At 73.0% G+C, this 12,818-nt stretch carries 8 protein-coding genes and 1 riboswitch; of the genes, 4 read left to right on the forward strand and 4 right to left on the reverse strand.

All coding sequences use genetic code 11. The annotated features are described in order from the left end of the window. Positions 1–63 precede the first annotated feature (63 nt). Positions 64–447, forward strand: coding sequence for a VOC family protein (locus tag ABD879_RS22625; protein ID WP_345023558.1), 384 nt, complete (start codon positions 64–66; stop codon positions 445–447). 18 nt (positions 448–465) lie between these two features. On the opposite strand, the gene ABD879_RS22630 is transcribed toward ABD879_RS22625, so the two are convergent. Then, entirely contained in the window at positions 466–1,431 is a 966-nt protein-coding gene (locus tag ABD879_RS22630) for an alpha/beta hydrolase (RefSeq protein WP_345023559.1), read from the reverse strand. 126 nt (positions 1,432–1,557) lie between these two features. Here ABD879_RS22630 and ABD879_RS22635 point away from each other — a divergent pair, with 126 nt between their 5' ends. Both ABD879_RS22635 and ABD879_RS22640 read left to right on the forward strand, forming a co-directional pair. After that, positions 1,558–2,964, forward strand: coding sequence for an amino acid permease (locus tag ABD879_RS22635; RefSeq protein ID WP_345023560.1), 1,407 nt, complete (start codon positions 1,558–1,560; stop codon positions 2,962–2,964). A gap of 42 nt (positions 2,965–3,006) precedes the next feature. Next, positions 3,007–4,893 carry a serine/threonine-protein kinase gene (locus ABD879_RS22640; RefSeq protein ID WP_345023562.1) on the forward strand — a complete coding sequence of 629 codons (1,887 nt, stop codon included), beginning with the start codon at positions 3,007–3,009 and terminating at the stop codon, positions 4,891–4,893. Positions 4,894–4,903: 10 nt separating this feature from the next. Here ABD879_RS22640 and cobN read toward each other — a convergent pair whose 3' ends face one another. Then, positions 4,904–8,560 carry a cobaltochelatase subunit CobN gene (gene cobN / locus ABD879_RS22645; protein WP_345023563.1) on the reverse strand — a complete coding sequence of 1,219 codons (3,657 nt, stop codon included), beginning with the start codon at positions 8,558–8,560 and terminating at the stop codon, positions 4,904–4,906. Positions 8,561–8,619: 59 nt separating this feature from the next. Next, positions 8,620–8,743, reverse strand: a riboswitch (cobalamin riboswitch). Between the two features lie 145 nt (positions 8,744–8,888). On the opposite strand from cobN, the gene ABD879_RS22650 reads away from it, so the two are divergent. Continuing rightward, a complete protein-coding gene (locus tag ABD879_RS22650) occupies positions 8,889–10,625 on the forward strand; it encodes an alkaline phosphatase family protein (RefSeq protein ID WP_345023564.1) in 1,737 nt (578 codons plus the stop codon). A gap of 32 nt (positions 10,626–10,657) precedes the next feature. On the opposite strand, the gene ABD879_RS22655 is transcribed toward ABD879_RS22650, so the two are convergent. Further along, positions 10,658–11,395: an HNH endonuclease family protein gene (locus ABD879_RS22655; RefSeq protein WP_345023565.1), complete on the reverse strand. Its 738-nt coding sequence runs from the start codon at positions 11,393–11,395 to the stop codon at positions 10,658–10,660. Continuing rightward, positions 11,392–12,723: an AAA family ATPase gene (locus tag ABD879_RS22660; RefSeq protein ID WP_345023566.1), complete on the reverse strand. Its 1,332-nt coding sequence runs from the start codon at positions 12,721–12,723 to the stop codon at positions 11,392–11,394. Before ABD879_RS22660 ends, ABD879_RS22655 begins: the two co-directional genes overlap by 4 nt. Positions 12,724–12,818 lie beyond the last annotated feature (95 nt).

The following is a 12,818-nucleotide window of genomic DNA, read 5'->3' on the forward strand; positions in this document are numbered from 1 at the left end:
CCTCGCACCGCCCCGGCCCCGCGGCGGCGACCGGATCCGGGCCGGCTCCGTACACTCGCCGGCATGGCATCCCGCATCAGCGAGCTGGTGATCGACGCCGCCGACCCCGAACGGCTCGCCGCGTTCTGGAGCGAGGTCCTCGGCTACGTCGAGTTCCACCGGGAGGAGGACGGCAGCATCCACATCGGGCCGCCCGGGGTGGGCTTCGGCGGCCCGCAGCCCACCCTCGTGCTCAGCCCCAGCCGCGACCCGCGGCCCCGCAAGCTCCGGCTGCACATCGACGTCAGCCCCGTCGACCGCGACCAGGACGCCGAGCTGGAGCGGCTGCTCGCGCTCGGCGCCCGGCCGGCCGACGTCGGCCAGACCGGCTCGGAGAGCTGGCACGTGCTGGCCGACCCGGAGGGCAACGAGTTCTGCCTGCTGCGCACCCGGGTCCGGCCCGTGTGACCGGCCGCCGGGGGCGCCCTACGCGTCGGCGGGGTCCGGCAGGTGGCCGGCCATCCAGCGGGCCAGTTCGGTGAAGACCTGGTCGCGGGCGGGTTTGGCGGACAGCACCAGGTCGTGCAGGCCGCCGTCGATCCGCACCAGCGTGACGTGCCGTCCCAGGCGGGGCGCCCAGCGGGCCATGTGCTCGACGTCCAGGACGGCGTCGGCGGCGGACAGGTCGGCCGCGCCCGGCTTGGGGCGGACGCTGCGGGCCGAGGTCATCACCAGGACGGGCACGTCGATGTCGAGGCCGCGGTGCACCCGCAGCTGCCCGCGCCGCACGGCCGCCAGCCACGCGGCCCGCACCGGGAACCCCTCCAGGGGCTTCCACTCCAGGTCGAAGTCCCATTCGCCGCCGTGGTCGGCGTGGATGCTGCGGGGGTACAGCTCGGAGACGCCGGCGGGCAGCTTCGCCTTGGGGAACCGGGCCCGCAGCGCCCGGGCGAGCCCGGCGCCGAGCTTGCGCAGCGGCAGCGGCTCGTTGATGTCCAGGAACGGGCTGTTGAGGAACAGGCCGTCGACCAGGCCCCGGCCGCGCACCCGGTCGGCCCACAGCGCGGCGACCAGCCCGCCGGTGGAGTGGCCGTTGAGCAGCACGGTCCGGTGCCCGTCCGCGTCCCGGACGATGCGGACCGCCGCGTCGATCTCCGGGAAGTACTCGGTGAGGCTCTCGACGTAGTTGGGCGTCTGGTGGGGGCGCAGCGACCGGCCGTACTTGCGCAGGTCCAGGGCGTAGAAGTCGAACCCGCGTTCGACGTAGAAGTCGGCCAGGTGGGTCTGGAAGAAGTAGTCGACGAATCCGTGCACGTAGAGCACGGCGCGGCGGCGGGGGCGCTCGCCGCGGCGCCGGACCAGCGTGGCCACGACCTCGCCTTCGGCGTCGTGGCCCATGGGCAGTTCGATGGCCTCGTACTCCGGCCCCAGCACGTCCGTCGTCGCCTTCATGGGCCCCAGCGTACGGCCGACGCGCCCCGCCACCGGAACACCCGTTTTCAGCGCGTCCGGAACATGGGAATCGGCCACTAGGGTATGGGCGTCCCGTTGCCGACCCACCGACAGGAACGACCAGGCATGCCCGAAACCCTGCGGACCGGCCTGCGCCGGCGCCACATGACCATGCTCGCGATCGGCGGCGCCGTGGGAGCGGGGCTGTTCGTGGGCAGCGGAGCGGTGATCAGGACGGCGGGCCCCGCCGCGGTCCTGTCGTACGCGGCGGCCGGGCTGCTGGTGCTGTGCGTGCTGCGCGCGCTGGGCGAGATGGTGGTGGCGCGCCCGGTGGCCGGGTCCCTGGCCGAGTACGCGCGGATGGCCCTCGGCCCCTGGGCGGGCTTCACCATCGGCTGGCTGTACTGGTACCTGTACGTGGTCCTGGTCGGCGCCGAGGCGGTGGCGGGCGCGGCGATCCTCGGCGAGTGGATCCCGCTGCCGCAGTGGACGCTGGCCGCGGCGCTGCTGGTGGTGATGACGGCCGTCAACCTGGTGTCGGTCCGCTCGTTCGGGGAGTTCGAGTTCTGGTTCGCCTCCATCAAGGTGGCCGCCATCGCGGTGTTCCTGGTGCTGGGCGTGCTGTACGTGGCGGGCGCGTGGCCGGACGCGCCCGGCGGCCTGGGCAACCTGACCGGCCACGGCGGGTTCCTGCCGAACGGCCCGGCCTCGGTGTTCGCGGCGATCGTCGCGGTGATGTTCGCGTTCGGCGGCACCGAGATCCCCACGATCGCCGCGGCGGAGAGCCGGGAGCCGGGACGCGCCGTCGCCCGCGCCACCGGCAACGTGCTGTACCGGGTGGCGCTGTTCTACGTGCTGTCCATCCTGCTGGTGGTGACGATCCTGCCGTGGAACGACGCCAGGGTGCTGACCAGCCCGTTCGTCAGCGCCCTGGACCGCATCGGGGTGCCCGCGGCGGGCACGCTCATGCAGGCGGTGATCCTCACCGCGGTGCTGTCGGTGCTGAACTCGGCGATCTACGTCTCGTCCCGGATGCTGTACGTCCTGACCCGCAACGGCGACGCCCCGGCCGGCCTGGTGCGGCTCAACCGGCGCGGCGTGCCGGTGCGGGCGATCCTGCTCGGCACCGTGGCCGCGTGGGGCGCGGTGGTCGCCTCGTACGTCTCGCCGGACGCCGTCTTCAAGTTCCTGATGAACTCGATCGGGGTCATCCTGGCGTTCGTCTACCTGGCCGTCGCGTTCTCGCAGCTGCGCCTGCGCGCCCGGCTGGAGCGCGAGGACCCCGCCAGCCTCACCTACCGGATGTGGGCGCACCCGTACCTGACCTGGCTGGTCGTCGCCGCCCTGCTGGCGGTGCTGGTGTCGATGGCGTTCATGGCCGAGCAGCGGTCGCAGCTGCTGGCCTCCACGGTCAGCCTGGCCGTCGCCGCCGCGGCCTACCCGCTGCGCCGCCGCTACGGCAGGACCCCGCCGGTGTCGCAGGTGACGGCGCCCGCCCACCGGCCGGACACGCCCTGCGCCGGAAACGTGTGAACGCGACGGGCTCCTCCCGCATCTCACAGTGTGGGAGGACTCATGCCAACGACTCCGCTCCGGCCCGGTGATCCCGAACGCCTCGGCCCCTACCGCGTCGCCGGCAGGCTCGGGCGGGGCGGCATGGGCACCGTCTACCTGGGCGTGACCGGCGCGGGCCGCCGGGTCGCCATCAAGGTCATCAACCCCGAGCTGTCCGACGACGCCGCGTTCCACGAGCGGTTCCGGCACGAGGTGACCGCCGCGCGCCGGGTGCGCCGGTTCTGCACGGCCGCGGTGCTGGACGCCCGCCTGGACGGCGACCCGCTGTACGTGGTGACCGAGTACGTCGACGGGCCCACCCTCGAACAGGCCGTCCGCGAGCGGGGCCCGCTGCGCGAGGGCGCCCTGGAGGGCCTGGCGGTCAACATCGCCACGGCGCTGGGCGCCATCCACGGCGCCGGGGTGGTGCACCGCGACCTCAAGCCGTCCAACGTGCTGCTGTCCTCCACCGGCCCCCGGGTCATCGACTTCGGCATCGCCCGCGCCCTGGACGCCGCGGAGGGCCCCACCCGCACCGGCCAGTTCGTGGGCACGCCCGCCTACGTCGCGCCCGAGCTGATGCAGGGCGGCGCCCTGACCCCGGCCGCCGACGTCTTCTCCTGGGGCTGCGTGGTCGCCTACGCCGGCACCGGCCACGCCCCGTTCCCCGGCACCAACATCCACGAGATCATGCACCGCGTCCTGACCGCCCCGCCCGCCGTGGACGCACTGGACCCGGCCCTGCGCCCCCTGGTGAGCCGCGCCCTGGCCAAGGACCCGGCCGACCGCCCCGACACCGCCGCCCTCCTGCGGGTACTGACCGGCCACCCGCCCCTCGCCGCCGCCCCGGCCGCTCCCCCGCCCGCACCGCCTCCCGTCCCGCAGGTCGAGGCACCGCCGACCCGACACACCCCCTCCCCCGCCGAAGCACCGCCCGCCACGCCACCCCCCGCACCGCCCCCGCCCAGCGAAGAGCGGCCTCCGCCGGAAGGCGAGGCCAAGACGCCGCCACCGCCGCACAGCCCCTCACCCGCCGAAGCGCCACTCGCCCGCGCCGCCTCCACGCCGCCGCCCCGGCACAGCCCCTCAGACGCCGAAGCGACCTCCCCGCCCACCTGGCCGCCACCCGCGGCCCCGGCGACCGCCCCCTCCGAGGCACCGACGCAGGCGGCCGCCGAGCACGGGCGCGGTACGGAGGCGCGGCGGCGCGACTGGCTGGTGCGGGCGGGGGCGTTCGCGGTGATCGCCGCCGTGCTGGGCGCCCAGCAGCTGCTGCCCGACGACGGCACGTCCGAGGCGCGCGCCGACGACCCGCCCGAATCGGCGGCGGTGCTGCTGAAGGACGACTTCGACGACCCCCGCAGCGGCTGGCCGAACGGCTCCGGCGAGTGCGGCGGCTACCGCGACGACGGCTACGTGCTGGGCATCGCCCCGCGCGCCGGGGACGCGCAGACATGCACGGCGTCCACACAGATGCCGTCGCCGCAGCACGCCATCGTCGACGTCAAGGTCAGGCTGGCGGCGGGCCCGAGCGGCACCGCCTGGGGCGCGGGCGTGCACCTGCTGGCCGCCGAGGGCGGCGACGACCGGTACGACGTGGTGCTGCGGCCGGACGGCACGGCCGGGCTGAGCAAGGTCGTCGGCGGCACGAGGACGGAGCTGGCCTCCGGCGGGGTCGCCGACTTCGAGCCGGACGACCACAACCGGATGCAGGCCGAGCTGGACCTGCGCGGCGGCGCCCCGCGCATCGCACTGTGGGTCAACGGCGACAGGGTCTTCGACTACACCGACACCCGCGACCCGCTGCGGCAGGGCGCCACCGGGCTCGTGCTGTACGACGCCGGGACGAGCGAGCGGGTCACGGCGGCCTTCGACGACTTCACCCTGTGCCGGGCCGAGGACGCCTGACCCGCCCCGTCTAGTCCTCCTCCCCGGCCTCCAGGTCGCCTTCCGTCTCCAGGTACGTGCGGCGGAGCCGGTCCAGGGTCCCGGGGGCGGGGGCGGCCCACAGCCCGCGGTCGGCGGCCTCCAGCAGGCGTTCGGTGATGCCGCGCAGCGCCCACGGGTTGGACTGCTCCATGAACGCGCGGGTCTCGGCGTCGAAGACGTACTCCTCGGCCAGGGTCTCGTACATCCAGTCGTCCACCACCCCGGCGGTCGCGTCGTAGCCGAACAGGTAGTCGACGGTCGCGGCGAGCTCGAACGCGCCCTTGTAGCCGTGCCGCCGCATCGCGGCGATCCAGCGGGGGTTGACCACGCGGGCGCGGAAGACGCGGCGGGTCTCCTCCGCCAGGGTGCGGGTGCGCACCTGGTCGGGCAGGGCCGAGTCGCCCACGTACGCGGCGGGCGCGCGGCCGGTCAGGGAGCGCACCATGGCGACCATGCCGCCGTGGTACTGGAAGTAGTCGTCGGAGTCGACGATGTCGTGCTCGCGGGTGTCCTGGTTCTTGGCGGCGACGGCGATGCGGCGGAACGCGGCCTCCATGTCGGCGCGGGCCTCGCGGCCGTCCAGCCCCCGGCCGTAGGCGTAGCCGCCCCACACCGCGTACACCTCGGCCAGGTCGGAGTCGTCGCGCCAGTTGCGGGCGTCGATGAGCGGCAGCAGGCCCGCGCCGTACGCGCCGGGCTTGGAGCCGAAGATGCGGGTGGTGGCGCGGCGCCAGTCGCCGTGCACGGCCCGGTCCGCCAGGGCGTGCCGCCGCACGAAGTTGCGGTCGGCGGGCTCGTCCAGCTCCGCGACGGCGCCGATGGCGTCGTCCAGCAGCGCGATGACGTGCGGGAACGCGTCGCGGAAGAACCCGGAGACGCGCAGCGTGACGTCGATGCGGGGGCGGCCCAGCTCCGCCAGCGGGACGATCTCGAAGCCGGTGACGCGGCGGGACGCCTCGTCCCACACCGGGCGGCAGCCGATGAGCGCCAGCACCTCGGCGATGTCGTCGCCCTGGGTGCGCATGGCGCTGGTGCCCCACACGGTCAGGCCCACGCTCGCCGGGTAGTCGCCGGTGTCGTCCAGGTGCCGCCGGATCAGCGAGTCGGCCAGCGCGGCGCCGACCTCCCAGGAGTTGCGGGACGGGATCGCCTTGGGGTCGACGGAGTAGAAGTTGCGGCCGGTCGGCAGCACGTTGACCAGCCCGCGGGTGGGCGACCCGGACGGCCCGGCGGGCACGTACCCGCCGGACAGGGCGTGCAGCACCGCGCCGATCTCGTCCCGGGTGGCCGACAGCCGCGGCACCACCTCGGCCGCGGCGAACTCCAGCAGCCCGATGACGGGTCCGATCTCGCGGTCGAGGGCGGCGCGGCACACGGCGGGGGCCTGGGCTGCGTCCCAGCCGCGTTCCTCCATGCCCTCGACCAGGCGGCGGGCGAGGGACTCCAGGACGTCGACGGCGTCGGAGGCGGTGCGCGCGTGCGTGCCGGCGATGTCGGCGTCCACCACCGCGCCGGGCTCGGCGAGCAGCGCCTTCTCGTCCAGGCCGTGCGCGGCGGCGAGCGCGGCGCGCAGGCCCGGCATGGCGCCGGCGACGCCGCCCCACACCTGGGCGGCGCGCAGCACGGCCAGCACCAGGTTGACGCGGGCCGCGCCGAGCGGCTCCTGCCCCAGGACGTGCAGGCCGTCGCGGATCTGCACGTCCTTGACCTCGCACAGGTAGCCGTCGATGTGCAGGATGAAGTCGTCGAACTCGGCCTCGCCGGGCATCTCCTCCCGGCCCAGGTCGCGGTGCAGCTGCGCGGCCTGCACCAGCGTCCAGATCTGGGCGCGCACCGCGGGGAGTTTGGCCGGGTCCAGGTCGGCGACGGTGGCGTACTCGTCCAGCAGCTGCTCCAGCTTGGCCAGGTCGCCGTAGGTCTCGGCGCGCGCCATGGGCGGCACGAGGTGGTCGACGACGGTGGCGTGCCCGCGCCGTTTGGCCTGCGTGCCCTCGCCCGGGTCGTTGACGATGAACGGGTACACCAGCGGCAGGTCGCCCAGCACGCCGTCGGGTGCGCACTCGGCGGACAGGCCGAGCCCCTTGCCGGGCAGCCATTCCAGCGTGCCGTGCTTGCCGAGGTGCACGATCGCGTCGGCGCCGAACTCCTCGTCCAGCCAGCGGTAGGCGGCCAGGTAGTGGTGGGACGGCGGCAGGTCCGGGTCGTGGTAGATCGCCACGGGGTTCTCGCCGAAGCCCCGCGGCGGCTGGATCATCAGCACGGCGTTGCCGAACCGCAGCGACGCCAGGACGATGTCGTCGCCGTCCACGTACAGGTCGCCGGGCGGTTCGCCCCAGTGCTCGCGGACGCGTTCGCGCAGCGGCTCGGGCAGCGCCTCGAACCAGCGGCGGTAGGCGGCGAGGGGCACCCGCGCGGGAGCGGCGCGCAGCTGCTCTTCGGTGAGCCACTCCACGTCGTGGCCGCCCGCCTCGATCAGCGCGTGGATGAGCGGGTCGCCGCTGTCGGGGTCGCGCCACAGCGTGTCGTCGCCGCCCAGCCGGTAGCCGGCGGCGGCCATGGCGCGCAGCAGCCGCACGGCCGAGGTGGGCGTGTCCAGGCCGACGGCGTTGCCGATCCGCGAGTGCTTGGTGGGGTACGACGACAGCACGATCGCGACGCGTTTGCGGTCGTTCGGCACGTGCCGCAGCCGCGCGTGCCGCACGGCGATCCCGGCGACGCGGGCGGCCCGCTCCTCGTCGGCCACGTACACGGGGACGCCGTCGGGGCCCTCCTCCTTGAAGGAGAACGGCACGGAGACCAGGCGCCCGTCGAACTCGGGGATGGCGACCTGCATGGCCGCGTCCATCGGCGACAGCGCCCCGTCCGACTCCTGCCAGGCGGCGCGGGGCGCGGTCAGGCACAGGCCCTGCACGACGGGCACGTCCAGGGCCGCCAGCGCGCCGGCGTCCCAGGAGTCCTCGTCGCCGCCCGCGACGGCCTGCGCGGCGACCGTCCCGCCCGCCGCCAGCACGGTCGCGACCAGCGCGTCGGCCTTGCCGAGCAGGTCCAGCAGGCCCGGGTCGGCGCCGCGCAGCGACCCGCAGAACACCGGCAGCGCGTTGCCGCCCTTCTCCTCGATCTTCCGGCACAGCACATCGACGAACGCGGTGTTTCCCGACAGTTCGTGCGCGCGGTAGAAGACGACGCCGACCGTGGGGCGGTCCGGGTCGTGCGCGTACGAGCCGTGCACCCCGTACGACGGCATCGCGGCGGGCGGTGCGAAGCCCTCGCCCGTCAGCAGCACGGTGTCCGACAGGAACCGGGCCAGTTCCCGCAGGTTGGCGACGCCGCCCTCGCGCAGGTAGGCCAGCGCCTCGGCCGCCACCCCGGCCGGGACGGTGGACAGGCCCATCAGCTCGGCGTCCGGGTCGGCCTCGCCGCCGAGGAACACCGCGGGCGGGCCGCCGCGGCGCCGCAGCCGCTCGACGCCCTCCGGCCAGGTCTTGCGTCCGCCCAGCAGCCGCACGACGACGACGTCGGCGTCCTCGGCGAGCCGTTCGGCCTCCTCGGGGGCGAGCCGCACCGGATTGGCCGTCACGTAGCCGGCGTCGGCCGCGCGGGCGGCGAGCAGCTCGGTGTCGGCGGTGGACAGCAGCAGGACACGCATCGGCAGGGCCTCCTCCGGGGTCCGCGCCCCGGCTCGGTGACGAGGTCGCGACGGCGCGGAGTCTCCTGGCTCCCGGATCGGCGTCGCGGCCTCCGGCCTTCCAGCGCGTGCGCCGTGGCCGTGTGCGGAGGCGGACTCCCCGGTCACAGTTGCGGGACAGCCCCGGATTCGCACCGGGTTCCTCCCCTGCCGTCGGCCGTCATCGTAGCCGTGGCTGAACCGGCGCCCCGCAGCCGCCGTACCTAGGGGCGGGCAGCGCGGACCGGTCTCCCCCGTGAGCCGGCGTGCGCGACAGTGGTGGGCTGGCTGCGTATGGGAGGACCTTCTCGTGTCTGTCTTCACGCCGTCCCCTCGGGGAACGGCGCCGCCGGACGGCGACCCGACGACGCAAGACGCCCCGTCCCGCCCGCGGAGAGCGCTCGCCGCGCTGCGCCGGCGCCGGGTCTGGCCGCGGACGCTGACCGTCCTGGCGTTCCTGCTGGTGGCCTTCGCCCTGCTCACGCCGAACCGGCTCGACAGGCTCACCCCGGGCGCGTTCGCCCGCGTGCCGATCGAGGGGGTCCTCGGCGTGGTCGTCGTGCTGGTCCTGCGCGGGCGGGCCCGGCGGATCGCGGCGGGGGCCGGCGGCGCCGTCCTCGGCATGCTGCTCGTCGTGAAGATCGTCGACATGGGCTTCTACCAGGTGCTGGTGCGGCCGTGGGACCCGGTGCTGGACTGGGCGTTCGTCGGCGCGGGCCTGGAGTTCTTCACCGGCGAGTACGGCGGGGTCGGCGGCGTCGCGGCGCCGGCCGGGGCGGTGGGGCTGGCCGTCGTCGTGATCGTGGTCGTGGCGCTGGCGGCGGTGCGGCTGGCGGGCGTCGCGGCCCGGCACGACAGCGGGGCGGCCCGCGCCGTCGCGGTGCTGTGGGCGGTGTGGACGGTGGGCACCGTGTTCAGCGTGCACCTGGTCCCCGGGGTGCCGGTGGCGTCGTCCTCCACCACCCGGCTCGCCTACAAGCGCGTGCTGGCGGTGCGCAAGGGCCTGCACGACAAGGAGGTGTTCGCCCGGCAGGCCGCCGTGGACGCCTTCGGCGCCACGCCGGGCGACCGGCTGCTGACCGGCCTGCGCGGCAAGGACGTGCTGGTCGCGTTCATCGAGAGCTACGGACGCGACGCCGTCGAGGACCCGGAGTTCTCCGCCCAGGTGGGGGCGGTGCTCGACGCCGGCGGCGAACGCCTGCGCAAGGCCGGGATCGGGGCCCGCAGCGCCTGGCTCACCTCCTCCACGGTCGGCGGGGGAAGCTGGCTGGCCCACGCCACGCTGCTGTCCGGCCTGTGGATCGACAACCAGCAGCGGTACCGCAACCTGGTCGCCGGCGACCGGCTGACGCTCAACCGGGCCTTCCACCGGGCGGGCTGGCGGACGGTCGGCCTCATGCCCGCCATCATCCGGGCCTGGCCGGAGGGCCGGTTCTTCGGCTACGACCAGGTCTACGACAACCGGACCCTGGGGTACCGGGGGCCGCGCTGGGCGTACGCCACCATGCCGGACCAGTACGTCCTGTCGTTCTTCCAGCGCAAGGAGCGCGAGGCCCGCGGCACACCGGTCATGGCCGAGACCGCGCTGGTGTCCAGCCACGCCCCCTGGGCGGCCGTCCCCCGCCTCGTCGACTGGCGGCAGGTCGGCGACGGCTCGGTCTTCAACGCCCAGGGCGGTGCGGGCCTGGACGCCGACTGGCCGCCCAGCGACCGCATCCGCGCCGAGTACCGCAAGTCCATCGAGTACAGCCTGAACACCATGGTCTCCTACGCGGAGACCTACGGCGACGACGACCTCGTGCTGGTCTTCCTCGGCGACCACCAGCCCGCCCCGCTGATCACCGGCGAGGGCGCGAGCCGGGACGTCCCGATCACCATCGTCGCCCGCGACCCGAAGGTGCTGGACCAGATCTCCGCCTGGGGCTGGCAGGACGGCCTCAAACCCGCCCCGCAGTCCCCCGTCTGGAGGATGAGCGACTTCCGCGACCGCTTCCTCACCGCCTTCGGCTCCCAGCCGACCGCCCCCTCATCCCCCGCCCCCCGCTGATCATCGACGGCGGCGCACGGCTCAAACCACCGCTACGAGCGTCGCAAGCCCGGCATCATGCCGTGAAAAACCGGATCAGCGAGCATGGGGATCACCTGGGGATCCATCACCATCGCAGCCCCGGGCGACGCGGCCGCACGCACCATGGCGTACAGAACGTCGATGAACGGGTGACGCAGCAGGGAGATCACAAGCCGGTCCGCTCGGCGGTCGTCTCCCGCGTCCAGCGCCGCGCGCCGCGCCATGACCATGGCCTCGGTACGGGGCACGGCGTGCTGCCTCCCTAACACCAGATCTCCCCGGTTGAGCCCGAAAACTTCGATCGTGGCCTTACCACGCTCGTCGCGATGCTTGTATCGGCCGGTGTTGAGAACGAGCCGAAGGTGGTCGTAGGGGTCGTCCCGGCTCGGGTCGATCAGCAACGCGGCGCCGTCCGCCGCCCGTGGGAAAAGGTCGCGTTTCTGGTTGCTGTTGCACATCGAGCAGGCGAGCAGGTGGTTCAGCCAGTCGAAGGTACGGAGCGGCGCCTCCTTCAACGGCTCGAAGTGGTCGATCGAGGTGCCCAGGCTGTCCCCGCAGTACATGCAGCGCTCGACGCCCGGCGCCATTCCGGCGAGAATGTCGCGCAGTCTCCCGCGCTCCGGCCGCGCCGCATTCCACTCTTTGCGAGCCCGCGAGACATCCGCGCACACACGCACCAACGTGTCCGTTCGCCGCTCAAGCGCCTCCGCCAGTTCGTCATCGAGCGGCGGCCGTGCCAGCGGGATCACGCTTCGTCTTCGAGCCGCGAGGAGACCTCACGAACTCGTGCGCTCAACGAACTCTGCAGTTTCTTGCTCAGCCGTTCGTACTCGGCGAGTTCATCCTCCGACGCCTCACCGTCGAGCACCTTTCCCTCGAGGTCGCCGAGCCGCTCGCGCAGCCGCTCCGCCTCCTCCGAGTAAGGCGTTTCCAACCCGAACAGCTCGGACAGCACCGCGTCGTCCCCGCTGCCGTACACGATCCGGCGATACAAGTCGTCATCGACCACCCGCGGCGGCTCCTGCTCGTCGGGCCCCGGCAACCGGATCAGCCCGCCAGGGTCGGCGCTCTGGCAGATGTAGGGGCTGTGCGTGGTCACGATGAACTGGATCTCCGGGAAGTGCGCCTTGAGCCAGTTCCCGATCTTCTTCTGCCAACTGACATGAAGATGGGCGTCCACCTCGTCAATGAGCACCACACCCGGGTAAGGAAGCGTCGGCACCCCGTCCCGTTCCTCGACCTCGAGGCGCCCATATGTGAGATGCATGCGCCGCACGATATCAACGACGAGCGCCCCCACGGTCCGGTATCCGTCACTCATCCGGCGCAGCGGAAATTCTTTTCCGTCCGCCCGCTTGACCCAGAGCCCTTCAGAGTCGACCTTGCACACCTGGAACCCGTCCGGCAGCAATCCATCGCCCAGCAGCCGAAGCACCGCATCCAGCACTTCACCAGCGCCGCTCTTGCCCTCAAGCCGGAGAAGATGCTGCCCGATGAGCCAGCTCACTCCTTCTACTAGAGTCGCGTCCTCATCGAACAGCGTCCGAAACCCTGCTTCCCGCGACGAGTCCAGTTCACTCACACCGACAACAGGTCGAGAGTGCCGCCGAAACGGCCCATATCCAAGATAAAGCCACCCGTTGGGGAGAACTGACCACGGCCCCCTATCCAACATTTGTTGGAACGGCCTTCCGCCGTATCCCCAAAAAATTCCCCCTTCATCGCCGCCCGCCTCCGAAAAAAGCATGGCATCCCAGTTGATGGATACAGAGCCACGCCAATCTTCCAGAAGGGGATCAACATTCGCAGCACGAACCAGATTTAGTTCAATCCAAGATTGACGGGGCCTGCCATCGACAAGCCAATCGTTCGGCATCGCGAGCGCCCCGGCGTTGCGCGGACCCGCAAGCGCGAGAATGATCGCCTGGAGAAAGGTGCTCTTACCTGAACCGTTGCGTCCGGCGAGGACCGTCCACCCGGCATAGGAGCCGTCGGCTCTCTGCGGGAGGTCCAAGTCGACTGCGCGGGGGCCATCGAAGCCACGCACTCCCTTGATCTTCACCTTGGAGACGTACACCCAGGCCTCCCCCTCTGGTCAGGTAGCGTGTGTCGCCACTCTAGGGCCTGTCCGGTCGATCTTGATGTTTGGCTGAGGACGATCTTGGGACTGTG

The sequence above is a fragment of the Actinomadura keratinilytica genome, assembly GCF_039539665.1.
Taxonomy (GTDB): domain Bacteria; phylum Actinomycetota; class Actinomycetes; order Streptosporangiales; family Streptosporangiaceae; genus Spirillospora; species Spirillospora keratinilytica.

Bases quoted from the DNA above. Each gene is read 5' to 3' on its own strand.
- ABD879_RS22625 (WP_345023558.1), top strand. From the start codon at position 64: ATGGCATCCCGCATCAGCGAGCTGGTGATCGACGCCGCCGACCCCGAA.
- ABD879_RS22630 (WP_345023559.1), bottom strand. From the start codon at position 1,431: ATGAAGGCGACGACGGACGTGCTGGGGCCGGAGTACGAGGCCATCGAA.
- ABD879_RS22635 (WP_345023560.1), top strand. From the start codon at position 1,558: ATGCCCGAAACCCTGCGGACCGGCCTGCGCCGGCGCCACATGACCATG.
- ABD879_RS22640 (WP_345023562.1), top strand. From the start codon at position 3,007: ATGCCAACGACTCCGCTCCGGCCCGGTGATCCCGAACGCCTCGGCCCC.
- cobN (WP_345023563.1), bottom strand. From the start codon at position 8,560: ATGCGTGTCCTGCTGCTGTCCACCGCCGACACCGAGCTGCTCGCCGCC.